At 71.9% G+C, this 26,100-nt stretch carries 32 protein-coding genes and 1 pseudogene; 20 read left to right on the forward strand and 13 right to left on the reverse strand.

From position 1 onward, the window contains the following. Nucleotides 1-18 precede the first annotated feature (18 nt). The 5 genes and pseudogenes from JWR33_RS06935 to upp all read right to left on the reverse strand — a co-directional run. Nucleotides 19-96, reverse strand: a pseudogene (locus JWR33_RS06935) (hypothetical protein); the annotation flags it as partial. Then, nucleotides 60-461 (reverse strand): deoxyribodipyrimidine photo-lyase, encoded by a 402-nt coding sequence (locus tag JWR33_RS06940; RefSeq protein WP_366073867.1) that lies wholly within the window; start codon nucleotides 459-461, stop codon nucleotides 60-62. The pseudogene JWR33_RS06935 and the gene JWR33_RS06940, both read right to left, overlap by 37 nt. Nucleotides 462-725: 264 nt before the next feature. Then, complete coding sequence (locus JWR33_RS06945; RefSeq protein WP_297410687.1) at nucleotides 726-1,106, reverse strand: MarR family winged helix-turn-helix transcriptional regulator; 381 nt, start codon at nucleotides 1,104-1,106, stop codon at nucleotides 726-728. Between the two features lie 354 nt (nucleotides 1,107-1,460). After that, nucleotides 1,461-2,138, reverse strand: a complete 678-nt coding sequence (locus JWR33_RS06950; protein ID WP_297410520.1) for a winged helix-turn-helix domain-containing protein — start codon at nucleotides 2,136-2,138, stop codon at nucleotides 1,461-1,463. Between the two features lie 284 nt (nucleotides 2,139-2,422). After that, a complete protein-coding gene (gene upp, locus JWR33_RS06955; protein ID WP_297410521.1) occupies nucleotides 2,423-3,058 on the reverse strand; it encodes a uracil phosphoribosyltransferase in 636 nt (211 codons plus the stop codon). A 71-nt stretch (nucleotides 3,059-3,129) separates the two neighbouring features. On the opposite strand from upp, the gene JWR33_RS06960 reads away from it, so the two are divergent. Further along, nucleotides 3,130-3,573, forward strand: coding sequence for a nucleoside deaminase (locus JWR33_RS06960; protein WP_297410689.1), 444 nt, complete (start codon nucleotides 3,130-3,132; stop codon nucleotides 3,571-3,573). A gap of 22 nt (nucleotides 3,574-3,595) precedes the next feature. Here JWR33_RS06960 and JWR33_RS06965 read toward each other — a convergent pair whose 3' ends face one another. After that, the gene (locus JWR33_RS06965) at nucleotides 3,596-4,309 is read right to left on the reverse strand and encodes a glutamine amidotransferase (protein WP_297410523.1); all 714 of its coding nucleotides are present in this window, start codon (nucleotides 4,307-4,309) and stop codon (nucleotides 3,596-3,598) included. After that, complete coding sequence (locus JWR33_RS06970; RefSeq protein WP_297410524.1) at nucleotides 4,306-4,602, reverse strand: hypothetical protein; 297 nt, start codon at nucleotides 4,600-4,602, stop codon at nucleotides 4,306-4,308. Before JWR33_RS06970 ends, JWR33_RS06965 begins: the two co-directional genes overlap by 4 nt. A gap of 42 nt (nucleotides 4,603-4,644) precedes the next feature. Between JWR33_RS06970 and proC the strand changes: the two genes are divergently transcribed. After that, nucleotides 4,645-5,496, forward strand: coding sequence for a pyrroline-5-carboxylate reductase (proC, locus tag JWR33_RS06975; RefSeq protein WP_297410525.1), 852 nt, complete (start codon nucleotides 4,645-4,647; stop codon nucleotides 5,494-5,496). Nucleotides 5,497-5,618: 122 nt separating this feature from the next. Here proC and JWR33_RS06980 read toward each other — a convergent pair whose 3' ends face one another. Further along, nucleotides 5,619-6,287 (reverse strand): TrkA family potassium uptake protein, encoded by a 669-nt coding sequence (locus tag JWR33_RS06980; protein WP_297410527.1) that lies wholly within the window; start codon nucleotides 6,285-6,287, stop codon nucleotides 5,619-5,621. Continuing rightward, nucleotides 6,280-7,704 carry a potassium transporter TrkG gene (locus tag JWR33_RS06985; protein ID WP_297410529.1) on the reverse strand — a complete coding sequence of 475 codons (1,425 nt, stop codon included), beginning with the start codon at nucleotides 7,702-7,704 and terminating at the stop codon, nucleotides 6,280-6,282. Before JWR33_RS06985 ends, JWR33_RS06980 begins: the two co-directional genes overlap by 8 nt. Nucleotides 7,705-7,772: 68 nt before the next feature. Between JWR33_RS06985 and JWR33_RS06990 the strand changes: the two genes are divergently transcribed. The 9 genes from JWR33_RS06990 to ccsB all read left to right on the forward strand — a co-directional run bounded on the left by JWR33_RS06990 (nucleotide 7,773) and on the right by ccsB (nucleotide 13,697). Further along, nucleotides 7,773-8,249, forward strand: a complete 477-nt coding sequence (locus JWR33_RS06990) for a metalloregulator ArsR/SmtB family transcription factor (RefSeq protein WP_297410531.1) — start codon at nucleotides 7,773-7,775, stop codon at nucleotides 8,247-8,249. A 71-nt stretch (nucleotides 8,250-8,320) separates the two neighbouring features. Then, a complete protein-coding gene (locus JWR33_RS06995; protein WP_297410533.1) occupies nucleotides 8,321-8,509 on the forward strand; it encodes a helix-turn-helix domain-containing protein in 189 nt (62 codons plus the stop codon). A 121-nt stretch (nucleotides 8,510-8,630) separates the two neighbouring features. Then, complete coding sequence (locus JWR33_RS07000; RefSeq protein ID WP_003792170.1) at nucleotides 8,631-8,729, forward strand: AURKAIP1/COX24 domain-containing protein; 99 nt, start codon at nucleotides 8,631-8,633, stop codon at nucleotides 8,727-8,729. Nucleotides 8,730-8,836: 107 nt separating this feature from the next. Continuing rightward, a complete protein-coding gene (locus JWR33_RS07005) occupies nucleotides 8,837-9,121 on the forward strand; it encodes a glutaredoxin family protein (protein ID WP_297410535.1) in 285 nt (94 codons plus the stop codon). Between the two features lie 41 nt (nucleotides 9,122-9,162). Further along, nucleotides 9,163-9,801 (forward strand): histidine phosphatase family protein, encoded by a 639-nt coding sequence (locus JWR33_RS07010; protein ID WP_297410537.1) that lies wholly within the window; start codon nucleotides 9,163-9,165, stop codon nucleotides 9,799-9,801. A 14-nt stretch (nucleotides 9,802-9,815) separates the two neighbouring features. After that, nucleotides 9,816-10,397, forward strand: a complete 582-nt coding sequence (locus tag JWR33_RS07015; protein ID WP_366073874.1) for a TlpA disulfide reductase family protein — start codon at nucleotides 9,816-9,818, stop codon at nucleotides 10,395-10,397. A gap of 2 nt (nucleotides 10,398-10,399) precedes the next feature. After that, nucleotides 10,400-11,149, forward strand: a complete 750-nt coding sequence (locus tag JWR33_RS07020) for a cytochrome c biogenesis protein CcdA (protein WP_297410540.1) — start codon at nucleotides 10,400-10,402, stop codon at nucleotides 11,147-11,149. Continuing rightward, complete coding sequence (locus JWR33_RS07025) at nucleotides 11,133-12,734, forward strand: cytochrome c biogenesis protein ResB (RefSeq protein ID WP_297410542.1); 1,602 nt, start codon at nucleotides 11,133-11,135, stop codon at nucleotides 12,732-12,734. Before JWR33_RS07020 ends, JWR33_RS07025 begins: the two co-directional genes overlap by 17 nt. Nucleotides 12,735-12,743: 9 nt before the next feature. Next, nucleotides 12,744-13,697, forward strand: a complete 954-nt coding sequence (gene ccsB / locus JWR33_RS07030; RefSeq protein ID WP_297410543.1) for a c-type cytochrome biogenesis protein CcsB — start codon at nucleotides 12,744-12,746, stop codon at nucleotides 13,695-13,697. On the opposite strand, the gene JWR33_RS07035 is transcribed toward ccsB, so the two are convergent. Beyond that, a complete protein-coding gene (locus tag JWR33_RS07035; RefSeq protein WP_297410545.1) occupies nucleotides 13,682-14,674 on the reverse strand; it encodes an o-succinylbenzoate synthase in 993 nt (330 codons plus the stop codon). The genes ccsB and JWR33_RS07035 overlap by 16 nt on opposite strands. A gap of 82 nt (nucleotides 14,675-14,756) precedes the next feature. On the opposite strand from JWR33_RS07035, the gene JWR33_RS07040 reads away from it, so the two are divergent. Next, a complete protein-coding gene (locus JWR33_RS07040; RefSeq protein ID WP_297410546.1) occupies nucleotides 14,757-15,311 on the forward strand; it encodes a MarR family transcriptional regulator in 555 nt (184 codons plus the stop codon). A 49-nt stretch (nucleotides 15,312-15,360) separates the two neighbouring features. Here JWR33_RS07040 and JWR33_RS07045 read toward each other — a convergent pair whose 3' ends face one another. Then, on the reverse strand, nucleotides 15,361-15,693 hold the full coding sequence (locus JWR33_RS07045; RefSeq protein ID WP_297410547.1) for a hypothetical protein: 333 nt from the start codon (nucleotides 15,691-15,693) through the stop codon (nucleotides 15,361-15,363). A gap of 153 nt (nucleotides 15,694-15,846) precedes the next feature. On the opposite strand from JWR33_RS07045, the gene JWR33_RS07050 reads away from it, so the two are divergent. From JWR33_RS07050 to JWR33_RS07060, 3 genes are all read left to right on the forward strand, one after another. Beyond that, nucleotides 15,847-16,779, forward strand: coding sequence for a 1,4-dihydroxy-2-naphthoyl-CoA synthase (locus JWR33_RS07050; RefSeq protein WP_297410548.1), 933 nt, complete (start codon nucleotides 15,847-15,849; stop codon nucleotides 16,777-16,779). 4 nt (nucleotides 16,780-16,783) lie between these two features. After that, nucleotides 16,784-17,917 (forward strand): AMP-binding protein, encoded by a 1,134-nt coding sequence (locus JWR33_RS07055; protein WP_297410549.1) that lies wholly within the window; start codon nucleotides 16,784-16,786, stop codon nucleotides 17,915-17,917. Nucleotides 17,918-17,994: 77 nt separating this feature from the next. Beyond that, a complete protein-coding gene (locus JWR33_RS07060; protein ID WP_297410691.1) occupies nucleotides 17,995-18,945 on the forward strand; it encodes a 1,4-dihydroxy-2-naphthoate polyprenyltransferase in 951 nt (316 codons plus the stop codon). Between the two features lie 25 nt (nucleotides 18,946-18,970). Here JWR33_RS07060 and JWR33_RS07065 read toward each other — a convergent pair whose 3' ends face one another. After that, nucleotides 18,971-19,255 (reverse strand): DUF4229 domain-containing protein, encoded by a 285-nt coding sequence (locus JWR33_RS07065; protein ID WP_297410551.1) that lies wholly within the window; start codon nucleotides 19,253-19,255, stop codon nucleotides 18,971-18,973. Between the two features lie 54 nt (nucleotides 19,256-19,309). Between JWR33_RS07065 and JWR33_RS07070 the strand changes: the two genes are divergently transcribed. Both JWR33_RS07070 and menD read left to right on the forward strand, forming a co-directional pair. Then, nucleotides 19,310-19,693, forward strand: a complete 384-nt coding sequence (locus JWR33_RS07070; protein ID WP_297410552.1) for a PLDc N-terminal domain-containing protein — start codon at nucleotides 19,310-19,312, stop codon at nucleotides 19,691-19,693. Beyond that, entirely contained in the window at nucleotides 19,686-21,362 is a 1,677-nt protein-coding gene (gene menD / locus JWR33_RS07075; RefSeq protein ID WP_297410553.1) for a 2-succinyl-5-enolpyruvyl-6-hydroxy-3-cyclohexene-1-carboxylic-acid synthase, read from the forward strand. Before JWR33_RS07070 ends, menD begins: the two co-directional genes overlap by 8 nt. Nucleotides 21,363-21,545: 183 nt before the next feature. Here menD and JWR33_RS07080 read toward each other — a convergent pair whose 3' ends face one another. Continuing rightward, a complete protein-coding gene (locus JWR33_RS07080) occupies nucleotides 21,546-22,721 on the reverse strand; it encodes an isochorismate synthase (RefSeq protein WP_297410693.1) in 1,176 nt (391 codons plus the stop codon). 147 nt (nucleotides 22,722-22,868) lie between these two features. Between JWR33_RS07080 and JWR33_RS07085 the strand changes: the two genes are divergently transcribed. From JWR33_RS07085 to JWR33_RS07095, 3 genes are read left to right on the forward strand one after another with little or no spacing between them, the layout of a single operon-like run. Continuing rightward, nucleotides 22,869-23,582 (forward strand): class I SAM-dependent methyltransferase, encoded by a 714-nt coding sequence (locus tag JWR33_RS07085; RefSeq protein WP_297410554.1) that lies wholly within the window; start codon nucleotides 22,869-22,871, stop codon nucleotides 23,580-23,582. After that, the gene (locus tag JWR33_RS07090; protein WP_297410555.1) at nucleotides 23,579-24,640 is read left to right on the forward strand and encodes a polyprenyl synthetase family protein; all 1,062 of its coding nucleotides are present in this window, start codon (nucleotides 23,579-23,581) and stop codon (nucleotides 24,638-24,640) included. Before JWR33_RS07085 ends, JWR33_RS07090 begins: the two co-directional genes overlap by 4 nt. A 46-nt stretch (nucleotides 24,641-24,686) precedes the next feature. Continuing rightward, nucleotides 24,687-26,054 (forward strand): FAD-dependent oxidoreductase, encoded by a 1,368-nt coding sequence (locus JWR33_RS07095; protein WP_297410556.1) that lies wholly within the window; start codon nucleotides 24,687-24,689, stop codon nucleotides 26,052-26,054. The last annotated feature ends 46 nt before the right edge of the window (nucleotides 26,055-26,100 follow it).

A 26,100-nucleotide genomic window follows, 5' to 3' on the forward strand; every position in this document is an offset into this window, starting at 1 on the left:
GGCCTCCGCCTGCCGAGCGACCGCGGGCACCACCTCGGACGCGGCGCCCCCGCGCAGGGTCAGCCGGGAGCCCGCGCGCCGAAGGCTCTCGGCCAGGCTGCCGTGCAGCCACCAGCGGCTCGCGCCTCCCCGCGGCGGGCGACCGCAGGGTCGCCATCGAGCACCAAGAGCACGATGATCGGTCCGCCGCGCTCGGCCGCCGCGACTAGGGCTGGGCTGTCTCCGAGGCGCAGGTCGTCACGAAGCCAGACGAGAGTGGTGCCGATCAGGGTCCGAGGGTAGAGGCGCCTGCTGAGGGGCGCCCCGCACGCACCCGGGGGACGGGCTGAGCGAGCCCGCCGCGCGCTGTCGGGTCCCGGCCGGGCAGTCCTCGGGGTGCCACATGAGCCCATCCGGACCCGAGTGCGACCCGGATGGGGGACATTTGGCGGCCGTCGGTCCGTGATCGGGGGACACTCCATTGCCGGGGGTGCAAAGACGGGTTAGTTTCGCAAGCAGAGGTCGGAGCGCGATTCATAGGCCTCACACCACAGTTGACCGGGAAGCTACCCGATGTCCCCCCGCACCCAGGGGAGTCAAGCAGCTTGATCAACCTCGTGGCAGCACGGCGCCGCCGGTCTACCCCAACCGACGCCCGCCCCTGGCGGGATGGAGCGCCTGCTGACTGATGCCGGTGGCGGGGATCCCCCGCCACCGGCAGAGTCGCGCCGTCGTCCTCGGTGGGTTCAACTCGTGCCGACGATTCCGGTGCGCAGCTTCTCCGTGAGGCGCCGGAGCTCGCCCAGCTCGTCCTCGGACAGCGCCGCGCTGACCACTCCCTCGATCGATCGCGAGTGCTCCGCCGCCACCGCGAGGAAGGTGCGGTAGCCCGCATCCGTCATCCGGACGGTGGTTCCCCGCCGATCGTGCTCGTCCGGCAGCTTCTCCAGCAGACCGCGGGCAGCGAGCCGGTCGACGAGCCTGCTGATGCTCGGCTGGGTGAGCAGCACGAGCGTGTTCAGGTCCCGCAACCGGGCGCTGCGCCCCGCGCGTCGGCTGAGGTTGAAGAGCACGTCGTACTCGTTGAACGAGAGGTCGTGGGGGAAGTCGGCGACGAGTCGCCGCATGACGGCGACCTGTGCCCGGAACAGGGACTCCCAGGTCTCGACGGCGGACTGTCGCGCCACGAACTCCTCCTCGACTAGACGGGCCCTACCCACCCTAGAAGGAGGAGGTGCCCGGGACAGTCGAAGGCGGTCCGGACAGGATTGAGGGCCGGCCGCAGAGGCTCGCGGCCGGCCCTCTCCCTTGCACCAAGAGTGTCCTGCAATCACATTCCGCGGAACCTGCCACAGCAAACAACTTCCGCTCCTGAAAGATATAACGGTTAGGTAACGGGGCGCCAGAGCCGTCGAGGATATTTTCCTGGGAGTTTCGCTCGGGCCCCGCCGCCGCCGCCATCCCGACGCGTCCGGACGCGCTCAGACCAGGTCGGGGCTGGGGCCGCGGTGCGAGTGGCGGATGACCACGTCGGCGTGCCGGTCGAAGCGGTATCCGGTGCCCCGGACGGTCCGCACGATGTCCTGGTACGCGCCGAGCTTGGAGCGCAGCCGGCGCACGTGCACGTCGATCGTCCGCTCGTTCGGGGCGTCGTCCTCGGCGTCGGGCCAGAGCGACTCGATGAGCTCCCCGCGGGCGATGGTCCGCCCCTCGCGCAGCACCAGATACTGCAGGAGCTCGAACTCCTTGTAGGTGAGCGGCGCCGTGCCGTCTTCGAGCACGACACGCTTGCGGGAGAGGTCGATGACCACGCCGTCGCCCTTGTCCTCCGCCGGGGGGATCTCCCGCTGCCGGGCGGTCGGATCCTGCAGGGCGAGTCGCACGACGTCGACGTCGCGGCCCCCGGAGCCCGCAGGGGCGAGGGCGACGGCGGCATAGGTCTCGGCGCCGGGCGCAAGATCGGTGGTGAGGCGTCGCAGCGCCTCGACGATCGTCCGGAGGTCCGTGCCCGCGGCCGCCGCGGTGGCCTCGCTGACACCGACGTAGAGCACGAAGCCCCGCGCCTCTGTGCCGTCGGGGACCGCCCTCAGTCGGGGAGCGGGAAGAGCGGGGGAGAGAGCGGGGGGAACGGAAGCGGATTCGAGGGAAGCGAGAGACATGGGAGACCTTCGATGATGGGTGCGGCCGAAGCCACGGGTGCTGCGAGGACCGGGCCGCTGAGGGGCCGGTCGAGGGATTCCCCGATCGTCGGATCGACGGGGAGAGAACGTGCGGAGAGGCTGAGCCGGAAGGGGGTCAGGCGCACATTCGACAGCACATCGCGCGGCCGGCCATCATCATGCCGGCGTTCCCGAGGGCCTCGAAGGAGGTCAGGGTGCGCGCGTTGTCGTACATGGGGTCGAGGATGGGCCACGCAGGGCGGGGCTGTCAAGTGGCTCGCCGGTCAGGAGACGGTCCCGTACAGCCGATCGCCTGCGTCGCCGAGGCCCGGAACGATGTAGCCGACCTCGTTGAGCCGCTCATCGAGGGCGCCCAGCACGATCGTGACGTCCCGTCCCTCGGTCGCCCGCTCCACCGCCGCGAGCCCCTCGGGGGCGGCGATCAGGCAGACCGCCGTCACATCATCGGCTCCGCGCGCGAAGAGGTACTCGATGGCGGCGATCAGGGAGCCGCCGGTCGCCAGCATCGGGTCCAGCACGAAGCACTGCCGATTCGAGAGGTCGTCGGGCAGGCGCTCGGCATAGATGGTGGGCTCGAGCGTCTCCTCGTTCCGCACCATGCCGAGGAAGCCCACCTCGGCACTCGGCATGAGCTTGACCATGCCGTCCAGCATGCCGAGCCCTGCGCGCAGGATGGGCACGACGAGGGGCTTGGGGTCGCTGATGGCGAGGCCGGTGGTCGTGGCCACCGGAGTCTGGATCTCGACCGGCTCAACCCGCACGCTCCGCGTCGCCTCATAGGCGAGCAGCGTCACGAGCTCCTCCGCCAGCGCCCGGAAGGTGGGAGAAGGGGTGGTCTTGTCTCGCAGCACCGTGAGCTTGTGCGTCACGAGAGGATGGTCGGCCACGTGCACTCGCATAGGGTCAATCTAGCCCGGTCGGTCCGGGCCGCGACGCCGGAGGGAGAGCCGTGGACGACGTCTCCGGCTGGATGTCCGCCGCACTGGACGAGGCCGTCGCGGCGCTCGGCACCGGCGACGTGCCCGTCGGAGCCGTGATCGTCGATGAGCAGGGCGGCGTGCTGGCCACCGGCCGGAACCGTCGGGAGGCGGACTCGGATCCGCTGGCCCACGCCGAGGTGCTCGCCATCCGCGCCGCCGCCCGGGCGCGCGGGAGCTGGAATCTCGAGGGCTGCACCCTCGTGGTCACGCTCGAGCCATGCGCGATGTGCGCCGGCGCCGTGCTCGCCTCACGCCTGGGACGTCTCGTCTACGGCGCCTGGGACGAGAAGGCCGGCGCCGTGGGGTCGGTGTACGACCTGCTGCGCGACCGCCGCCTCCCGCACCGGGTGGAGGTCGTGACCGGAGTCCAGGCGGAGCGCAGCGCGGAGCTGCTCCGGGCATTCTTCGCCGACCGCCGGTCCCCCGACGCCTGACGCGGCGTCGTCCGAGGGGTGGTCAGTCCGCCCGGGCCGCGGTCGCCTCGACCTGCTCCAGCCAGGTGGCGAGCATCTGTGCACCCGCGGCCGCCTGCGGCTCGGCGTGCACGGCTCCCTCCGCGCGCAGCCGGCGGGGATCGATGCCGGCGGCGAGGAGCTCCCCGACGCCGGAGGCGAGCCACTGCCCCAGCATGCGGGCGTCGACCTCCGGGTGGAATTGGACGCCGAGCGAGGAGCCCAGCTCGAACGCCTGGTTCTCGTACACGGCCGAGGTCGCGACGCGACGGGCGCCCGCGGGCAGCTCGAACGTGTCGCCGTGCCACTGCAGCACCGGGATCCCGCCGAAGGGTGCCACCGCGGAGTCCGGCACCACCCGCACCGCCGCGAACCCGATCTCCGTCTCGGGGCCGCGGAAGACGGCCGCGCCTGCCGCCGCAGCGAGCAGCTGAGCGCCCAGGCAGACGCCCAGCACCGGACGGTCCTCGGCGAGCCGGGCGCGCAGGGCGTTCAACTCCGCCGTCAGGAAGGGGAACAGGTCGCTCTGGTAGGCGCCCACCGCGCCGCCCAGCACGATCAGCGCGTCGGCCTGCTGCACGGCCGTCGCGTCGAGATCTTCGACGGCGACGTCGAACTGTCGCACCGACCAGCCGCGGGCGGCGAGCACGCCGGCGAACCGGCCGAGGTGCTCCGTCGGCGCGTGCCGCAGGACGACCGCGGTGCGCCCGCCTCTCAATCGAGCGCCCGGATGACGATGGTCTCGGTGGGAGTCGCCGAGTCCGCGGCGATGTCGGGCTCCACGTAGACGGCCGCGACGCTGCGGTCGGTGTGCCGCACCCGCTCCTCGACCTCGGCCACCGCGAGCACGACCTCCGCAAGCCGGAGCGACGGGGAGAGACCGACCCGGGCCACGATGACCACTGCGCCGTCCGACCGGGTGAGTGCCTCGAGGGCCGAGACACCCCGGACCTGGCGGACGTCGAGGACCGCGCGCTTGATCTCGGACAGGTTCTCGAACGCCCCTGACATGGTTCCTCCCGGTGCCGGATGCGCCAATCCTAGGATGGAGGCGTGAGCGACACCCCCGGAATCCAGCTGCCCACGATCGCCGTGCTGGGGGCCGGATCGATGGGCGGCGCGGTGCTGCATGGCCTGCTTCAGCCCACCGTGGAGGTGCTCGGCGGCATCCGCGTCACGACCCGCAGCGGGCGGCGCACCGAGTTCGCCGGGCGCTCCGGCGTGCGCGTCCTCTCCCTGCGTGAGGACCCCGACGCCAACCGCCGTGCCGTGGCCGGGGCCGCTCTCGTGCTCGTGGCGGTGAAGCCGGTCGGCGTCCTCGACCTGCTCCAGGAGATCGCGGGCTCCCTCGCCCCCGGCACGCTCGTGGTCAGCGTCGCTGCCGGCGTCTCGACCGCAGCCATGGAGCGCCGGCTGCCGGACGATGTCGCCGTGATCCGGGCCATGCCGAACACGCCGGCCACAGTGCGCCTCGCCGTCACCGGGATCAGCGCGGGAAGCCGGGCGAGCGCAGAGCAGCGCGAGCTCGCCCGGAACCTGTTCGGCACGGTGGGGAGCGTGCTCGAGGTCGACGAGGACCGGCTGGATGCGCTCAGCGCGATCTCGGGTTCGGGTCCTGCCTATGTCTTCTACCTGGTCGAGCAGCTGGAGGCCGCAGCGCGCGAGCGGGGCTTCGACGACGAGGAGGCGAACCTGCTCGTGCAGGGCACCTTCCGCGGAGCGGTCGAGCTGCTCGCCTCGAGCGGGCTGTCGCCGGCCGAGCTGCGGCGCAGGGTCACGAGTCCGAACGGCACGACCGAGCGCGCGATAGCGGTGCTCGAGGAGGCGCGGCTCGCGGACACCTTCGACGTGGCCACGGCCGCGGCTCTCGCCCGCGCCCGGCAGCTCGCCGCCGAACTGGCCTAGCCCTCTCGCTCAGCAGGCAGAATGCGCGCCATCGGCTCGTGAGACGGGTTCCTGCCTGCTGAGCGACGGAATGACTGCTGGGGGAGAGGGGGGAGAGAGAGGGGGAGGGGGAGGCGGCGGGCTCAGGCCAGGCCGGCGAACCGCTCGATGTCGCCGGTGGTGCCCGAGACGATCACCATGTCGTGACTCGAGAGCACCGTCTCGGCCGTGGCGTAGGTGAACGGCTTGCCCGGCGACTTGACCCCGACGACCGTCACGCGGTGCTTGCGACGCACCTCGGACTGGTTCAGCGGCATGCCCCGGATCGGCTTCGGCGGATACATCTTGACCAGGGCGAAGTCGTCGTCGAACTGGATGAAGTCGAGCATTCGACCGGACACCAGGTGCGCGACGCGCTCACCCGCCTCCGCCTCAGGATAGATCACGTGGTTGGCGCCGATCCGTTCGAGGATCTTGCCGTGCGACTTGGAGATGGCCTTCGCCCAGATCTGCGGGACTCCGAGGTCGACCAGGTTCGCGGTGATGAGCACGCTCGCCTCGATCGAGGAGCCCACCGCCACGACGGCGATCGAGAAGTTCTGGGCGCCGAGCTGGCGCAGCGCCTCGATGCTGCGGGCGTCGGCCTGCACAGTGTGGGTCACCCGCTCCGACCACTTCTGCACGAGCGCGGCGTCGGGATCGACGGCGAGCACCTCGCGGTCGAGGCGGTCGAGCTGGCCTGCAGTGGCGGCACCGAAGCGGCCCAGCCCGATGACCAGGACGGGGGCGTTGTGCGGGATTCGGTCAACCAACGATCGGCCTCTCCTCAGCCCGGGCGAACAACTGCGCGCGCTGGCTGGAGGCCAGCGCCGCGGCGAGAGTCACTGTACCAATGCGCCCCATGAACATGGTCGCGCTCAGCACGTACTTGCCGGGGTCCTCGAGGGTGGCGGTGAATCCGGAGCTCAGACCCGAGGTGCCGAACGCCGAGATGACGTCGAAGAGCACGTGATCGAGGCCCGCCTCCGTCATCTGCAGCAGGATGATCGTCGACAGTGCGACTGTCGTCGCCCCCCACAGCACGATGCTGACCGCGACCCGGAGCACGTCCGAGGGCACCCGCCGCTCGAACACCTCCATCGCCGCGGTGCCCCTCGCTTCGGCGAAGGCCGCGAGGAAGAGCACCGCGAGGGTCGTCACCTTGATGCCGCCGGCCGTCGAGGCGGACCCGCCGCCGATGAACATCAGCATGTCGGTGACGAGCAGGCTCGACTCCCGGAGGTTGCCGATGTCGATCGTGGAGAAGCCGCCCGATCTCGTCATCACCGACAGGAAGAGGGCTTGGAAGGTCAGCTTTCCGACGCCGTCCCCGCCGAACGACTTGGCGTTGTCCCACTCCAGCACGGTGTACGCGAGGGTCCCGAGGGCGAGGAGCACCGCGGACGTGACGAGGGTGAGCTTCACGTGCACCGACCAGCGACGGGGCCGGGTGAGGTTGCGGCTGAGGGCATAGATCACGGGGAAGCCGATGCTGCCCAGCACGACGCCGACCATCAGCCAGGAGAGGAACCAGAGGTCGCTCGCGTAGGGGTCGAAGCCGGAGTCGGCGAGCACGAAGCCGGTGTTGGTGAACGCCATCGCCGAGAACGAGATCGCGTCGCCGAGAGCGGGGATCGGCTCGACGCCCGCCGCGAGCACGCGCGGGTAGAGGAGGACGGCCACCACCGCCTCGATGATCACGGTGCTCAGCGCGACGGTGGCGAGCAGCCCGCCGATCTCGCCGAGGGCCGAACTGGACGACCCTGGCCCGGAGCCCTTCCGCATGGCCATGGGGTTCACATCGCCGGCGACGAGCAGACGCTGCCTCAGGCCGAGGCGACGGCTGACCACGAGACCCATCACCGAGGCGAGCGTGAGCACCCCCACCGCGCCGATCTGGGTGCCGAGCACGATGACCACCTGACCGAGCGGCGACCAGTGGGTCGACATGTCCAGAGTGGCGAGGCCGGTCACGCAGATCGCCGACGTGGCGGTGAACAGGGCGTCCGCGAGTCCCGTCGGCTTTCCCGAGCTGCTCATCACCGGCAGGGACAGGAGCACGGTGAAGAGGACGATGAGGAAGGAGAAGATGACGATCGCGAATCGGGCGGGCGTCGCCGAGACGAAGTAGCTGAACCGGTCCCGTGCGCGCGCCAGGAACGGCTCGCGCATCGACGATCTCCTGGCCATGCCTCCTCCTCGAATGCGGAAAGGCGCCCGCCGTTGGGCGGAATGCCGCAGAGCCCTACCCTTGCAGAATGGCGGACATCTTCGATGTGGTGGCTGACCCGACACGTCGGGAGCTGCTGCGGATCCTGCTCGAGAGGTCGCTCGAGGGCGCGGATGCTCCGCACGGAGGCGAGTCGAGCGTCGGGGAGCTCGTGCTGCGGCTCGGGCTCAGTCAGCCCACGGTGTCGAAGCATCTCAAGGTGCTCCGCGACTGCGCGCTCGTGACGGTGCGCGATCAGGGTCAGCACCGCTTCTACCGGCTCGACCCGAGGCCGCTCGACGACATCGCGAGCTGGGTCGTGCCCTTCCTGCCGTCCGAGCCGGCGGCCCTCGAGCCCGATGCTCGGAGCGGGCCGGCGCAGGCCTCGGAGCGCCCCGCTCCGCTCCTCGGAACGGCTTCCCAGGGACTCGGCGAACGGGTCGGCAGGGGACTCGCGACCGCCCTTCATGCGGTGCGCGGCGTCGGGCCGTCGCTCGGCCGAGCGGGCGGGCTGGGACGACGCTGACAACGTCTTTACAGCGCTTCGCCGCACTCCCTAGAGTGTCCCTGCCGCACACGACCACGAGGGGAGCTGCCATGTCGCTCGCCGACGCGCGCTTCCTGACGGTCGCAGAGGTCGCCGACATGATGCGGGTCTCCCGCATGACGGTCTACCGTCTCGTGCACTCGGGCGAGCTGCCCGCCATCCGCTTCGGCCGCTCCTTCCGGGTGCCCGAGTCGGCCGTGGCGGACGCGCTCCAGAATCACGTGGCGACCACGGCCTGACGCACGCGCGCCTCCTGGTCCGACCCGCGAGGGGTGCCAGGGCGTGGGGTAGACTGCGGTGTCATCTTTTCCCGGTTCTGCACGGACCCGGGCGTCCGTACCGTTCCAGTGAGGTTGTTCCATGGGCTCAGTCATCAAGAAGCGCCGCAAGCGCATGGCCAAGAAGAAGCACCGCAAGCTGCTCCGCAAGACGCGTCACCAGCGCCGCAACAAGAAGTAGCCGCGCCGCTCGCAGGCGAACGCCGGACGAAGCGCCGGGCCGGCTGGCCCGGCGCTTCGGCGTTCCCGGGCCGATCCCCCACCTGCCCCCGGAGCTAGGCTGGCCGGGTGCCAACCGTCGCCGTGACGCTGCTCGCCAAGCCGGGCTGCCACCTCTGCGACGACGCCAGGACCGAGGTGGACCGGGTCGTCGCCGAGCTGCCGGAGGGGGCCGTCTCCGTGGTCGAGCGCAACATCCTCGAGGACTCCGAGCTCTTCGACCGCTACGCCGAGGAGATCCCCGTCGTCCTCATCGAGGGCCGGGTGCACACCTACTGGAGGGTGGACGGGGACCGCCTCCGCCGCGCCCTGGATCAGGCCCGAGCGCGCTGCGCCCTCGACCGCGAGGCCTGACCGGCGCGGTTTCCCAGCGGAGCGCTCCGTACACTTGTGCCGTGGTCGCCAGCGCTCTCCATCTCGTGCGTCACGGCGAGGTGCACAATCCTGCCGGCGTGCTCTACGGGCGCATCCCCGGATTCCGGCTCTCGGACCTCGGTCAGCAGATGGCGTCGAGCGCCGCGACCGCCCTCGCCGCGCGTCCCGTCCGCCGGGTCGTCGCGTCGCCGCTGCAGCGCACCCAGGAGTCGGCTGCTCCCATCGCCGCCGCGTTCGAGCTCGAGGTGGAGACCGACGAGCGCCTCATCGAGCCGTTCAACCGCTTCGAGGGCAAGAAGTTCGAGTTCGGTCCCGGCCTCCTGTCCAACCCCGAGGCCTGGCCATGGGTGAGCAACCCCTTCCGGCCCAGCTGGGGGGAGCCGTACGTGCAGATCGCGGCGCGCATGCTGGCGGCTCTCACCGACGCGCACGCCTCGGTGGAGGACGGCGACGTGGTGCTCGTCTCCCACCAGCTCCCGATCTGGATGGTGCACCGCAGCCTCAAGGGTGAGCGTCTCTACCACGACCCCCGCCGCCGCCGCTGCAGCCTCTCGAGCATCACCACGGTGGAGAAGCGCGGGGAGCGCTTCGTGGAGACCGCCTACGCGGATCCCGCCGGTCCCCTGGCCGGCTCAGCGGTAGACCGGGGAGCCGTATGAGGCGCCGGCGACTCGTGCCCGCTGTCGCCGCTCTGCTCGCCGCAGGCCTGCTGCTGGCCGGCTGCACGAGCGACAGGCTCGCCGACGAGTACCGGGCGGGCAGCAACAAGGGCTACATCGCCGGCGACGGGACGGTGGCGACCTTCCCGGTCGACGATCGGCTCTCGCCTGACCCGTTCTCCGGCGAGACGGACACCGGGGACGAGCTCTCCTCCGCCGACCTCGCGGGCGAGGTCACGGTCCTCAACTTCTGGTACGCCTCATGCCCGCCCTGCCGCGCGGAGGCGCCCGACCTCGAGGCGCTCAACCAGGAGTTCGGTGCCGACGGCGTCCGGTTCGTGGGCGTCAACGTCCGCGACGAGGCAGGCACGTCCCACTCGTTCGCCAAGACCTTCGGGCTCACCTACCCCTCGATCGTCGACTACCGGACTGCGGCGGTGCAGCTGGCGTTCAGCAAGACGATCTCGCCCAACGCGGTCCCGACCACCCTCGTCCTCGACCGGAAGGGCCGGGTCGCCGCCCGCATCCTCGGTCAGGTGACCGAGCCGAGCACACTCCAGACGATCATCCGCGAGACGGTCGAGGAGACCGGCTGAGCATGGGACCCGACGTCGTCGCGGGACCGCTCGCCCTCGCCCTGCCCGTGGCGCTCCTCGCCGGGCTGGTGTCCTTCGCCTCGCCCTGCGTGCTCCCGCTCGTGCCCGGCTACCTCGCCTACATCGGCGGGTTCGCGGACGGCCGCTCCAGCGCGCGACCGGGCGACAGCCGCGGCCGCGCGCGGCTCGCCTCCGGCGTCGCCCTCTTCGTGCTGGGCTTCGCGGTCGTCTTCGTCGCGTTCGGGATCGCCTTCGGCGCGGCCGGCTTCTGGCTGATCCAGTGGCGGGACCTGCTCACCCGCCTCGCCGGTCTCGCGGTGATCGCCCTGGGACTCGTCTTCCTCGGCAGGCTCGAGCGGTTCCAGCGAACCATCCGGCCCTCCTGGCGACCGGTCGCCGGTATCGCGGGAGCCCCGCTCCTGGGCGCGGTCTTCGCCATCGGCTGGACGCCCTGCATCGGCCCCACCCTTGGCGCCATCCTGGGCCTCAGCCTCGACGGCGGGTCGCCCTGGCGCGGCGCCGTCCTCGGCTTCGCCTATGCGCTCGGCCTGGGCATCCCGTTCGTCCTCGTCGCGCTCGGCTTCGGCTGGGCCACCCGCTCCGTCGCATTCCTCCGCCGGCACGTCCGCGCGGTCAACGTGGCGGGCGGGGTGCTGCTCGTGGTCATCGGCCTGCTCATGGTGACCGGTGTCTGGAACTCCTGGATGCTGCAGCTCGGGTCGGTGATCGGCGGCTATGTCACGATCCTCTGACCTCGCGCGTCCGAGCGACCACATCGACTCGGACAGCGACGCCGCCCCGGTCGGGCCACAGCTCGGCCCGGCCGGCTGGGTTCGCTTCCTCTGGCGCCAGCTCACGAGCATGCGCACTGCGCTGTTCCTGCTGCTCCTGCTGGCGATCGCCGCGGTGCCGGGGTCCCTCGTCCCGCAGCGGAGCTCGGACCCCAACGGGGTCGCCCAGTACCAGGTGGACCACCCGGACCTCTTCCCGCTGATCGACGGTGTGCAGGGCTTCGACGTCTACACCTCGGTGTGGTTCTCCTCGATCTACCTGCTGCTGTTCGTCTCCCTGATCGGCTGCGTGCTTCCGCGGGCCCGGCACCACTGGCTCGCACTTCGCGCCCGCCCGCCGCGCACTCCGGCCCGCCTCAACCGGCTCGAGCACGCGCTCGAGCGGGAGGCGGACGGCGACGTCGAGGACGCCATCGCCCGAGCGGAGAGCCTGCTGCGGCGCCGCCGCTACCGCACCACCCGGTACGGGGACTCCGTGTCCGCGGAGCGGGGCTACCTGCGCGAGACCGGCAACCTCGTCTTCCACGCCTCGCTCGTCGGCATCCTCCTCGCGGTCGCCCTGGGCGGCAGCTTCGGCTACAGCGGCCAGAAGATCGTGGTGGAGGGCGAGCCGTTCGTCAACTACGTCGCCGGCTACGACTCCTTCACCCGGGGCCGGCTCGTGGGCGAGACGTCGCTGGATCCGTACCGCGTCACGCTCGACGCGCTCGACGTGGTGTACGAGCAGGAGAATCCGAACGCGGTGGGCCAGCCGATCGACTACACCGCCTCCGTCACGGTGCAGCAGCCGGGGGAGGACGGCGCGGAGCGGACCACGATCAAGGTCAACCAGCCCCTGCAGGTGGACGGCACCGACGTCTACCTGCTCGGCAACGGCTACGCGCCGCGGATCACCGTGCGCAACGCCGACGGCGACGTCGCGTTCTCCGGCGCGGTCCCGTTCCTGCCGCAGGATGCGAACCTCACCTCCGTCGGAGTCGTCAAGGTCCCCGACGGCCTGCCCGAGCAGGTCGGGATGGTGGGACTGCTCTATCCGACGCCCGTGAAGCTCTCGACCGGAGCGCTGAGCTCCGGCTTCCCCGCCCTGAAGGATCCGGTGCTGTCCCTGAACGTCTACACCGGGGACCTCGGCCTCGACAACGGCGTTCCGGTGTCGGTCTACACGCTGGACACCAAGGACCTCACCCAGGTCGCGGGGCGCGGCACCGGCGCGTCCGTCGACCTGTCTCCCGGGCGGACGGTGGAGCTGCCGAACGGACTCGGCAGCGTGACCCTCGACGGGGTCAGCCGGTTCGCGTCGCTGGAGATCCACCACGACCCCGCCCAGCTCTGGGTGCTCGCCTTCGCGGTCCTCGTGCTCGCCGGACTGCTCACGTCGCTCTTCATCCCGCGGCGCCGGATGTGGGTCAAGGTGCACTCCACCGGCAGCGGCCGGCTGCGGCTGGAGTACGCCGGCCTGGCCCGCGGCGACGACCCGACCCTCGCCGGCGCCGTGCGGGATCTGGCCGACGAGCACTCCGGCTCTCGCACGGCCGCCACGACGTAGGCTGTCGGCGTGACCGAGTCGCTGGACGGGATCTCGACCCTCCTCCTCTATGGCGCGATGGGGATCTACGCGATCTCCTTCATCGCGTTCGCCCTCGACCTCGGTCGGCGCTCCGCGTCGGTCGGCAGCGTGGAGAGCGGCGCCCAGCGCATCGCCCGCGCTCGCGGCGGCGCCGTCGTGACTCTCGACCGGCCGCCGGCGGAGACGGTCGTCCGCGAATCGCGCGCGCTCCGCGTCGGCGTCGGCCTGGCAGTCGGCGGGTGGGTGCTGCACCTCGGCGCCGGCGTGCTCCGCGGCATCGCCGCCGCGCGCGTGCCGTGGGCCAACATGTACGAGTTCTCGATGACCGGCACCCTGCTGATCATGGGCGTCTTCCTCGTGCTGCTCACGCGCCGCGACCTGCGCTTCCTCGGCGCCATCATCACCGGACTGGTCGTGCTGCTGCTCGGCATCTCCACGGTCGGCTTCCGCGTGGACGTCGTCCCGCTGCCGCCGGCGCTGCAGTCCTACTGGCTGGTCATCCACGTGCTCGTTGCCATTCTCGGCACGGCATTCTTCACCGTCGGGGCCGCGCTCTCGGTCGTCCAGCTCGTGCAGGAGCGCCGCGAGTCGGGCGCCGCCGCCCGCCTCCGACTGCCGGCATCCGTGCCCGGCGCGGCCGCCCTGGAGAACTCTGCCTACCGGGTGATCATCGTGGGCTTCATCTTCTGGACGTTCACCCTCATCGCGGGCGCCATCTGGGCTGAGCACGCCTGGGGTCGCTACTGGGGCTGGGACACCAAGGAGGTGTGGACCTTCGTGATCTGGGTGATCTTCGCCGGCTACATCCACGCGCGGGCCACCCGCGGCTGGCGGGGTTCACGCTCCGCCTGGCTCGCGATCGTCGGCTACTCGGCGGTGCTGTTCAACTTCGGCATCGTCAACGTGTTCTTCAAGGGACTGCACGCCTATTCGGGCCTCTGAGCCCGCTCGAGGAGCGCCAGGCAGCGGGTGATCCGCTCCCGCCACCACTGGGTGCGCTCCGCGTCCGCCGCCCAGCGCTCCAGCAGGCTCTCATCGGGCGTCGTCCGGCGCACCGGGATCTCCCCCGCGACGGGCAGCAGCGGATCCGCGGTCACGTCCGCCGCGAGGAGCGCCGCAGTGCCCAAGCCGCAGTCGAAGGGCAGCTCGGCCAGCGCGGCGGCGAGGTGCGCCCCCATCGCGAGCCCGACGCTCGTCTCGAGTGCGCTCGACACGACCACCGGAAGCCGCGAACCGGCGGCGAGCCCGAGAGCGGCGCGGATGCCGCCGAGCGGAGCCGCTTTGACGACCAGCACGGCCCCCGCGCCCGCGCGCTCGGCGGCCTGCGGGTCCTCCGCCTTGCGGACCGCCTCGTCGAGGGCGATGGGAACGTCGAGGTAGCGGATGCGCCGCCCCAGCTCGATCAGCTCGCCCAGCTCGGTGCACGGCTGCTCGAGGTACTCCAGGTCGTAGGGTGCGAGGGCGTGCACGGCGCGCTCGGCCTCGTCCACGTTCCACCGACCGTTGGCGTCGACGCGGATGCGCCCTTCCGGGCCGAGCGCCGCCCGGACTGCCGCCACCCGAGCGACGTCCTCTGCCCCGGACTGTCCGGGCTCTGCGACCTTCACCTTGACGGTGCGACAGCCGGGGAAGCCGGCGAGCACCTCGACGACCTGCTCGGCGGGCACGGCCGGCACCGTCGCGTTGACCGGAATGCTCGAGCGCAGCGGATCTGGCGAGGGGCGCCAGCCGAACTCCACGGCCGCGGCCAGCCAGCGCGAGGACTCCTCGTCGTCGTACTCGACGAACGGGGAGAACTCCGTCCACCCTTCGGGACCCTGAAACAGTGCGGCCTCTCGTCGCACGATGCCGCGGAAGCGGCGTCGCAGCGGCAGGTCGACGACGCGGAGGGTGGCGAGGACGTCGTCAGCGGCGATCATCCGGTCATTGTCCCGCGCGGACTCCCTGGGAGAGTCCCGCATCGCTAGACGGGCGAGATTCTCGCTCGCCTAATCTGGAGCGATGACCACGGAGGGAACCGCGCCGGCGCACTACTGGTACGAGGATGCGCCAGGCCGGGCCAGGAGCATCGCCGTGCTCGAGGCGTTCCGCGCATATCGGGTGGCGGAGAGCGCCATGCGGCGCCGCACCCGGGAGGCGATGGCGATGGGGGAGAACGATCTGCTCGCCCTGCGCTTCGTGCTGCGGGCACGGAACCAGGGTCGAGCCGTCGGCCCCAAGGACCTGGCCCGCCACCTCGACATCTCGAGCGCGTCCACCACGGTGCTGCTCGACCGCCTCGAGAAGCGGGGTCATCTGCGGCGGGAGCGGAGCACCGCGGACCGGCGCGCACTCGTGGTCGTGCCCACGATGTCCTCGGACGCCGAGATCCGCGCGAATCTGGGTGAGGTGCACACCCGGATGATGTCGGCGGCGGGCCGCCTCTCGCCTGACGACGCCGAGGTCGTGATCCAGTTCCTCGAGTCCATGCGTGATGCGGTGGACGCCGATGCGAACAGCGGGCAGGTCTCCGCCGACCGGAAGTCGCCTGCACAGAGTTCCGGCGCACCCGTCTGACGACCCGTCAGCCTCGGCAGGTCCCCTTCGGTTCGATGCGACCGGGCGTTCAGAGCGAGGCGAGCGTCAGCATTCCCGCTGCTGCGATGATCGCGCTGCACGCGGCGAGCATTGCGGTCGCGATCGCCACACGCTGCTCGCGCGCCTCACGCTCGGCATGGGCGGCCTCCAGGGCATCGGGCTGGAGTGCCGCACGTGCGGCCTCCTCCGTGCGGAAGCGGCCGGCCACGCCGCCGAAGGCATCGGTGGCGATGTAGCGGTCGCCCACGTGCTCGATCATGCCGGCGTAGTTGCCGTGCCATTCGCCGCTCGAGAGGGAGTCGCTCACCCGGCTCCACCGGAGTTCAGGGGTGGACGTCGCAGGCGTTGCGGTGACGGTCATGAGAGGTCCCTTCCTGCGGCCGAATCGGGCCCCCAGGACCCGCAATCAAACTATCTAGTTCGGCTAGCGGTCTCTCAGGGCTATCGCAGGGGGCCGCCATGGTGTACAACCGGGGGCGCCGATCGACGGGGTGCGGGGGCCTAGGCTGACGGCATGGCAGTGTCCGAGCTCTTCGATCCGGAGCAGTGGAGCGAGGTGCCGGGGTTCGGGGACCTCAGCGACACCACCTATCACCTGGACCGGACCGGCAGGATCGCGCGGATCGCCTTCGACCGCCCCGAGGTGCGCAACGCGTTCCGGCCGCGCACCGTCGACGAGCTGTATCGCGCGCTCGAGAATGCCCGGCAGAATCCCCGGGTCGGGGTCGTGCTGCTCACCGGCAACGGGCCGAGCCCGAAGGACGGCGGCTGGGCGTTCTCGAGCGGCGGTGACCAGCGGATCCGGGGGCGCGACGGCTACCAGTACGAGAGCGGCGGCTCCGCAGGAGGCGCCGCTCCCTCGGCGGACTCGGCTCAGGAAACCCCGGCGCGGACCGGGCGGCTGCACATCCTCGAGGTGCAGCGGCTCATCCGCTTCATGCCCAAGGTCGTGATCGCCGTCGTCCCGGGCTGGGCCGCGGGCGGCGGGCACTCCCTGCACGTGGTCTGCGACCTCACCATCGCGAGCGCCGAGCATGCCCGGTTCAAGCAGACCGACGCGGACGTGGGGTCGTTCGACGCCGGCTACGGCAGCGCGTACTTCGCCCGCCAGGTGGGCCAGAAGTTCGCACGGGAGGTCTTCTTCCTCGCGCGGGAGTACGACGCCCAGCGTGCGTACGAGGCGGGAGCCGTCAACGCGGTGGTCCCGCATGCGGACCTCGAGTCCACGGCGCTCGACTGGGCGCGGGAGATCCTCACCAAGTCGCCGACCGCGGTGCGGATGCTCAAGTACGCCCTCAATGCGGTGGACGACGGTCTCGTCGGTCAGCAGCTCTTCGCCGGGGAGGCGACCCGCCTCGCCTACGGCACCGATGAGGCGGTCGAGGGCAGGGACTCCTTCCTCGAGAGGCGCAGTCCCGACTGGTCTCCTTTCCCCTGGCACTTCTGAGGGCATGAGAGCGCTGCAGGTCCTCGCGGACGAGCCGGCGACGGTGCTCGAGGCGCTGCGGGAGACCCTGTCGGCGGAGGGGCCGGCGCTCCTGCCCCTCGCGCCAGGAGCATCGCGTGCCGGTCTACCGCTCGAGGTGCACAAGCGCGTCGCCGTGGTCGTGCAGACCTCGGGCACCGCGGGTGCACCGAAGCGCGTGGCCCTCTCCGCCGACGCGCTGCTGGCCTCCGCGGCCGCATCGCAGGCGGCCCTCGGCGAGCCGGGAACCTGGGTGCTCGCCCTTCCCGTGCACTACATCGCGGGCCTCCAGGTGCTCGTGCGCGCGATAGCGACGGGATCGGAGCCCGTGCTGCTGCCGCCGGGGCGGTTCGACCCCCGCGCCTTCGCGGCCGCGGTGAGCGGCGCGACCGGACCCGTCTACACCTCGCTCGTGCCGGCGCAGCTCGCCACCCTGCTCGGCTCCTCCGACCCCCTCGTCGTGGAGGCCCTTCCCCGGGTGGCCGCGGCGCTCGTCGGCGGGCAGCGGCTGCAGAGCGGGCTGGCCGGCGCCGCGGCCGCCGCCGCGCTCCGCGTCGTGCGAACCTACGGCGCCTCCGAGACGAGCGGCGGTTGCGTGTACGACGGTGTGCCGCTCGCCGGGACGATCACGCGGATCGTGGACGGAGAGGTACAGCTGTCCGGACCGATGCTGGCGGAGGGCTATCTGGACGATCCGGAGCGGACCGCCTATTCGTTCGTGCACGGCGATGGGCATCGCTGGTTCCGCACGGGAGATGCCGGAAATCTCGAGGACGGTGTGCTGAGCGTGACCCGGCGTCTCGACGACGTGATCGTCTCCGGCGGCGAGAAGGTGTCGCTCGGGCTCGTCGAGACCGTCGTGCGGGAGCTCCCGGGCCTCGCCGACGCGGTGGTGGTGCGCGGTCCCTCGGCCCGCTGGGGCGAGGTCCCGGTGGTCGCCACGACGACCGCCGACCGGCCGGGACTGCTCGACGCTGTGCGGGCAGCGGTGGAGGAGCGCCTGGGCGCGCCGGCGAGACCGGAGTCCGTGGTCACGGTGGATCCGCTCCCGTTCCTCGCCAGCGGCAAGCCGGACCGGGCGCGGATCACCGCCCTCGTGGCCGAGCGTGCGGCACGGTGACGGCCCTTCCGAACGCACGCCCCTAGGATTCTGCGGTGGCCCAGAGCAGAAAGCGTCCGCCCGCACGGGCTCGCACCGTGCAGTCCCGACCGGCGCCGGCACGGCGACCCGGTTCGCCGGCAGGGCGGAAGCGGGGAACCCCGGCGCCACGCCCGGCGACCGCCCGCGACTGGATCGCGGCCTCCCGGTGGCGCACGCTTCCCCTATCGGTGGCGCCCGTCGCGCTCGGCACCGGTGCTGCCGTGGTCGCGGAGGGTGGCGTGTTCCACGAGTACCGCATTCCGCTCTGCCTTGCCGTCGCGGTCTTCCTGCAGCTGGGGGTGAACTACGCCAACGACTACTCGGACGGGGTCAGGGGAACGGACAAGCATCGGGTCGGGCCCGCCCGGCTGACCGGCTCAGGTGCCGCCCGCCCCCGGACGGTGCTGACGGTCGCGCTCGTCTTCTTCGCGCTCGCCGCGGTTGCCGGGCTCGCGCTCACCATCCTCTCCCGGCAGTACTGGCTGCTCGCCGTGGGCGCGGCCGCCATCGCGGCGGCCTGGTTCTACACGGGCGGCAAGCGGCCGTACGGCTACGCGGCCCTCGGCGAGGTGGGCGTCTTCGTCTTCTTCGGCCTGGTCGCGACGATCGGCAGCACCTTCGTGCAGGCCGGGACGGTGAACTCGGAGTCCTGGCTCTCCGCGATCGCGATCGGCTTCCTCGCCTGCGCGGCCCTTCTCGCCAACAACCTCAGGGATCTCGAGCAGGACGCCCGCGCCGGCAAGCGCACGCTCAGCGTGCGGATCGGCTCGCGAGGCTCGCGCGTGCTCTACTGCGTGCTGATCGCGCTGCCGTTCGGCATCCTGGCGTTCTTCGCGGTCTTCTACCCCCTGTCGATCCTCGTGTTCTTCGCGCTGCTCATCGCGATCCCGGCCGGCCTCATCGTCCTGACGGCGCGGACCGCGCGCGAGCTGGTGCTGGCCCTCGGCCTCACCAGCCTGCTCGCACTCGTCTACGGCGTCGGCCTGGGGGCGGCGTTCGCATTCTGACGCCGGCCGCGACGGTCGCGGGCGGTCAGCCGCGCGTCTCGCCCACGGCGGCGTCCTCGGCGTCGTCGTCGGTGGGGGTCGCGGGACGCCTGCCGCTGCGGCGGTCGGCGAGCTGCCGGGACAGCTCCGCCCTCGGTTTGTTCAGGAAGATGAACGAGATGCAGAACGCGATCACGGCCGCGAGGACCGTGGAGATCCACGGCGCGACCGGCAGCACGAGCAGCAGCACGGCCAGCACGACCGCGAAGATCCCGACTCGCAGCGCGGTGAACCACACCCACGTGCGGCGGGGGTCGGAGCGCTCGGTCACGCCCATCAGTGTAGGCACGGACGCCTGCCAGCCCGCTCGTCTATCGTTGTGCGCATGGCGCGCTTCGGGGTGATCGCGGCGGTGATCGCCGCAGCCTTCATGGTGTACTCCGTGGTGGACTGCGCAATGACGAATCGCGGCCGGGTCAGGGGTCCCCGCAAGGGCGTCTGGATTCTCCTCATCCTGCTGCTGCCGGTGCTCGGCGGGGTGCTCTGGTTCCTGGTCGGGCGCGGCAAGCCGGGCAGGCCCGCCCCGCGGCCCGTCGCTCCCGACGACGATCCGGCCTTCCTCCGCCGCCTGTCGAACGACGCGGATCAGGAGGAGCGCATCCGCCGCCTTGAACAGGAGCTGGCTGACCTCGACTCCGACGGTCCTCCCGCACCCCGCCTCAAGGATCCCGACAGCGACGGCGAAGCGCCCGACCGCCGCGATGCCTGACGGCGCGAATCCCGCCAGCGGCTTCGCCTCTGCCCTCCTCGGGCGTCTGGTCGAGCGCGGCGTGCGGCACCTCGTCGTGGCGCCCGGCTCGCGATCGCAGGCGCTCGCCCTGGCCGCCGTCGCGTTGGAGCGTGCGGGGCTCGCGACCCTGCACGTGCGCATCGACGAGCGGTCGGCCGGATTCCTGGCTCTCGGCCTCGCGGTGGAGAGCGGCACCCCGGTCCCCGTCATCGTCACCTCGGGCACGGCGGCTGCGAACCTGCATCCCGCGATGCTCGAGGCCTGGCACTCCGGGGTCCCCCTGATGGCCCTGACCGCCGACCGCCCGGCCGAGCTGCGCGGGGTGGGCGCCAACCAGTCCACGGTGCAGCCGGGTATCTTCGGCCCGGCCACCCCCTGGTCCGTCGACGTGCCAGCGCCGGAGACGGCCGCCGACGCCGACCGGGCCGTCGAACTCGCGGACGAGGCGTGGGAGCACGCCGCCGCGGGCACGCTCAGGTCGGCGCCGGTGCAGCTGAACCTCGCCTTCCGGGATCCGCTGTCCGGGTTCCCCGGCTCGCGGTCTGCCGGTCCACGGACCCCGGTTACGGTGCCCGTGGCCGCGGCGCCTGGGGCACGGCTCGCCGACACGGGGGCGACGATCGTCGTCGCCGGCAGCGGCGCGGGACCGACCGCGGCGGAGTTCGCGCGCGCGGCAGGGCTGCCGCTGCTCGCCGAGGTGGCGAGCGGATCGCGCTTCGGCCCCAACCTGGTGCCCGCCTATCGCCAGGTCCTTGCCGACCCGGCGTTCGGCGGCAGGGTCCGCCAGGTGATCGTCTTCGGTCGGCCCAACCTCAGCCGGGAGGTGTCCGCTCTGCTTCTGCGGTCCGAGGTCTCCAGCGTCGTGGTCGCGACCCGCGGCGCACAGCAGTTCGATCCGAGCCGCCGCGCGCGCATCGTGGCGGGACTGCTGCTCCCCGACTCTCCGGGCGACCGGGTCTGGCTCGGCGAATGGGTGCAGGCGGGCCGGCGGGCCGAGCAGCCCGCCGACGATGCCCCGTATGTCGGCGACCCCGCGGCGGCCTCGCCCGTGCAAGCCGGCCGGCTCGCCCGCGCCGAGCTCGCGGCGGTCCGGGCGCCCGTCACTCGGCGATCCCTGGTCGAGGCCGTCTGGCGCGCCAGCTGGCCGCACGACCGTCTCGTGCTCGGCGCGTCCCGGCTGATCCGCGACGCGGACCGCGCCGTCCCCGGCAAGCGCATCCCTGTGCACGCCAATCGCGGCCTCTCCGGCATCGACGGCACGATCTCGACGGCACTCGGGATCGCCATCGCCGCAACCCGGGGCGACCGCCCGATGCGGGGCACCACCCGGGTGCTCCTCGGCGACCTCACCCTGCTCCACGACGTGGGCGGACTGCTCCTCCCGCCCGGTGAGACGCCGGCCCGGGTGCAGGTGATCGTCGGGAACGACGGCGGCGGAACGATCTTCGACGGCCTCGAGGTCGCGGCGACCGCCGACGCGGCATCGTTCGACCGCGTGCTCTACACGCCCCAGACCGCGGACTTCGCCGCCCTCGCTCGAGGATTCGGCTGGGCGCACTCGGTGGCCGCCACCCGGGGCGACCTCGATCGGGCCCTGACCTCGCCCCCGCAGGGGGTCAGCATCCTCGAGGTGCCTCTTCCCCGCTGAGCGCGGCGTGTCTGCCGAGGAGCTGGGAACCCCCGACATACCGTGAGGGCGAAGGGGGTCCATACATGGCACCGCACGACATCCTCGGCTTCACGATCCTGCTCGTCTCGGGCAGCGCGATGGTCCTCGGTCTCGTCCGCCAGTTCGGCCCCACGCTGCGCCGCCGTCGCAACTAGCCGGCGATCAGCCGAAGGCGTCGACGATCGGCTGGAACTTCAGGGTCGTCTCGGCGAGCTCGCGCTCGGGCTCCGACTCGGCCACGATCCCGGCGCCCGCGTAGGCGGTGAGGGTGCCGTCCGCCTCGAGCTGGGCGCAGCGCAGAGCGACTGCCCACTCCCCGTCGCCTGACGCGTCGACCCAGCCCACCGGACCGGCGTAGCGGCCGCGGTCGAACGGCTCGAGCTCCTCGATCAGCTCGAGCGCTGCGGAGGTCGGGGAGCCGGCGACGGCTGCGGTGGGGTGCAGCGCGGCGAGCAGGTCGAGGCTCGTCGAGCCGTCCGCCAGGCGGCCCTTGACGTCGCTCGCGAGGTGCCAGAGGTTCGGCAGCTTGAGCGGGAACGGCTCATCCGATGAGGACAGTCGGGGCGCGTGCGGGCGCAGGGCCGAGAGGACGCTCGCGACGGCGTACTCGTGCTCTTCACGGTCCTTCCCGGAGGAGACGAGGTCGCGGGCGTGACGGGCATCGTCGTCGGCGTCCTCGCCCCGCCGGGCGCTGCCGGCCAGGACCCGTGCGCCGACGACCCCCTGCCGGACCTGCACCAGCGTCTCGGGGCTGGAGCCGACGAGTCCGTCCACGGCGAAGGTCCACGTGTCGGCGTACGCGCCGGCGAGTTGGCCGAGGGCGAGCCGCAGGTCGGCGAACCGCGGCAGGTGGGCCCGGATGTCCCGCGCCAGCACGACCTTTCCCAGTGGGCCGGCCTGGATGCGGGAGACGGCGTCCTGGACCGCCTGGAGGTAGGTCTCGGGAGGCAGTTCACCCGGCTCGAAGGTGAGCCGGTACTCGTGCCCGGCAGGACGGGGGGCGGGGGCTGTGGGGGCGTCCTCGCCGTCCGGCGCGATGCGGGTGATCCAGGAGACCCCGTTGCGGCGACCGAGCACGATGCGGGGGACGATCAGCGTGCTGGTCGAGGCGGATCCGTCCGCGAAGGCGAAGGCGCCGAAGGCCATCAGCCCGGAGCCCGGCACCCGGACCTCGTCCTGGATCTCCGCGCGCGACACCAGCTCCTGCCAGGCGGCCTTCGCCGCGAGGAACCGGTCGGGGCCGGAGAAGGAGAGGCGTGCGGCCTCGCCGACTCCCACCATGCCGTCGCCCCGGCGCAGCCAGGCGAGCGTGCGATGAGGGTCGGCGGAGGCGAGCAGACGCGGGCTTCCGAGGGCGGGGGTGCTGGTGACCGCGAGAGTCGACGTGGCGGCCTGAAGCACCCGAACAGCCTACGCCCGAGCTCCTGACCGTCGGCCGGGCCAGCACCGAGCCGCCCTGCACCGGGCTCACTCTAGGATTGACGCGTGAACCAGGCGGACCTCAGCAAGAGGGGCGCGGACGTCGCCGCGATGTTCGACAAGGTCTCGGCGCGCTACGACCGCACCAACACGGTCCTCTCCGTCGGCAACGACACGGTGTGGCGGGCGGCGACGACGCGCGCGGTGGCGCCCCGCCCCGGCGAGCGGATCCTCGACCTCGCCGCAGGCACGGGCACCTCGAGTGCCGCGCTGGCGCGATCCGGCGCCTCTGTGGTCGCCGCCGACTTCTCCGAGGGCATGCTCGAGGTGGGACGGCGCAGGCAGGCCGGCAACCCCCGGATCACCTTCGTGCACGCGGATGCCCAGGCTCTCCCCTTCGGCGACGCGGAGTTCGACGCGGTCACGATGTCGTTCGGCCTGCGCAATGTGGAGCAGCCGAAGGTGGCCCTCGCCGAGCTGTTCCGGGTGACGAAGCCGGGCGGGCGGATCGTGATCTGCGAGTTCTCCACGCCGCCACTGGGGCTGATCCGTCGGGGCTACACCGCCTATCTCAAGCGGGTGCTCCCGGTCCTGTCCAAGATCACCAGCTCCAACGCTCCCGCCTACGACTACCTGGGCGACTCGATCCTGGACTGGCCCGACCAGAAGACGCTGAGCGGCTGGATCCGGGACGCCGGGTACGCGGACGTGGGCTATCGCAACCTCACTGCGGGCGTCGTCGCCCTGCATCGGGGGCGCAAGCCCGGAGTCGGCGGATGAGCCCGGCCGTGCCCGTCGCGCGCCGCAGCAAGGCCCTCTCAGCCCAGTTCGGCCTCACCGATCGCTTGTTCGCCAACGGCGAGGACCGCGCCACTGCGACGGCGATCGAGGACGGACTCGTCCTCGTGGAGGCAGGGCTCCTGCGAGAGGTGGCCTTCGCCGACAGCATCGCCGACGTCACGGGCCGCTACCTGCTCGCGGCGGGCGGCAAGCGGGTGCGGCCGATGCTGACCCTGCTGACCGCGCAGCTGGGGGAGGGGATCGGGCCGGACGTCCTCACCGCGGCTGAGGCAGTGGAGATCACGCACCTCGCCTCCCTGTACCACGACGACGTCATGGACGAGGCCGAGAAGCGGCGCGGCGTCCCCACCGCGCAGGCGGTGTGGGGCAACTCGGTGGCGATCCTGACCGGCGACCTGCTCTTCGCCCGGGCAAGCAAGCTGATCGCGTCCCTGGGGGAGCGCGCGACGCGGCTGCAGGCCCAGACATTCGAGCGGCTGGTGCTCGGTCAGCTGCACGAGACGGTGGGACCGGGGCCGGAGGAGGACGCGGTCGAGCACTACCTCCAGGTTCTCGCCGACAAGACGGGATCGCTGATCGCCGCCGCCGCGCAGCTCGGCGTGCTCTTCTCGGGTGCCCCGGAAGAGTACGAGGAGCCCGTTCTGCTGTTCGGGGAGCGGATCGGCGTCGCCTTCCAGCTGGTCGACGACGTGCTCGACCTGTCGCCGCAGTCGGAGGAGACCGGCAAGGTGGCCGGCACGGACCTGCGCGCCGGGGTGCCGACGCTTCCGCTGCTCTACCTGCGCCGGAGCGCGCGCACCGAACCGAGCGCCGCCCTGCTGCTCGCCCGGATCGAGAGCGGTCTCGCGGAGCCGGAGTCAGCGGAGCTGGCGGCCGCGATCGAGTCGCTCCGCGAGCATCAGGCGACCGCCGTCACCATCGGGGAGGCGCACCGCTGGGCGGCCTCCGCCGTCGACGCCCTCGCCCCCCTGCCGAACGGGACGGTGAAGAAGGCACTCACGCGCTTCGCCGACGTCATGGTCGAGCGGTCCAGCTAGCCTTCCCCGGCCCGCCGGCCGGCGTACCCAAGTGAGGAACACTCCCATGACCAAGCTCCGGCTTGCCATCGTCGGCGCGGGCCCGGCGGGCATCTACGCCGCCGACCTGGTGCTGCGCGCCGAGCGCGCCTTCGATGTGTCCATCGACCTGTTCGAGCGCCTCCCCGCCCCGTACGGCCTCGTCCGCTACGGCGTCGCGCCCGACCATCCGCGCATCAAGGGCATCATCTCGGCCCTCCGCGAGGTGCTCGACCGGGGGGACATCCGGCTGTTCGGCAACGTGGAATACGGGACCGACCTCACCCTCGACGACCTCAAGCGGCACTACCACGCGGTGATCTTCTCGACCGGCTCCATGCAGGACGCGCCCCTGGATGTGCCCGGGGTCGACCTGCCGGGCTCGTACGGTGCCGCCGAGTTCGTGAGCTGGTACGACGGTCACCCCGACGTGCCGCGGGAGTGGCCGCTGGATGCCCGCGAGGTGGCGGTGATCGGCAACGGCAACGTGGCGCTCGATGTCGCCCGGATCCTCGCGAAGCACCCGGACGACCTCCTGCCCACCGAGATCCCCGACAACGTCTACGAGGGGCTCAAGGCGTCCCCGGTCACCGACGTGCACGTCTTCGGCCGGCGGGGGCCCGCGCAGGTGCGGTTCACCCCTCTCGAGCTGCGGGAGCTCGGCGAGATGCGCGATGTCGACATGGTGCTCCACGACGAGGACTTCGACTACGACGAGGCGTCGAAGACGGCGGTCGCGACCAACAAGCAGGTCTTCGTGATCGACAAGGTGCTGAATCAGTGGCGCCGGCGGGAGACGGGGACGGCGAGCCGCCGGCTGCACCTGCACTTCTACGCGAAGCCGCTCGAGTTCGTCGGCGACGAGCGGGTGGAGGCGATCCGCTGGGAGCGCACCGAGCCGGACGGCCAGGGTGGCGTGCGCGGCACCGGCGAGATCCGGGAGCTGCCGATCCAGGCGGTGTACCGGGCGGTCGGCTACTTCGGCTCGCCGCTGGCCGGCCTGCCCTTCGACGCGCGGCGCGGCGTGCTGCCCAACCGGGAGGGTCAGGTGATCGACGACGAGGACCAGCCGGTGCACGGCGTCTACGCCACCGGCTGGATCAAGCGCGGGCCCGTCGGCCTGATCGGGCACACGAAGAGCGACGCCATGGAGACCGTGGGGCACGTGCTGTCCGACCAGGCCAACTGGTGGACGCCCGAGCATCCTGAGGAGGAGCGGATCGATGCGCTGCTCTCCGCGCGCGAAGTGCGGTTCACCACGATCGACGGGTGGCATCGCCTCGACGCGCATGAGCTCTCGATCGGCGAGGCCGTGGGCCGCACCCGGATCAAGGTGGTTCCGCGGGACGAGATGACGGTGATCTCCCGCGGAGAGTCAGGGGCCGTCGCCCGCTGACGCCGCCTCGTCACCCGCGTTCCGGTGCGCACTGCTCGAGCCGACG

The sequence above is a fragment of the Naasia sp. genome, assembly GCF_025465545.1.
In the GTDB taxonomy this organism is placed as follows: Bacteria; Actinomycetota; Actinomycetes; order Actinomycetales; family Microbacteriaceae; genus Naasia.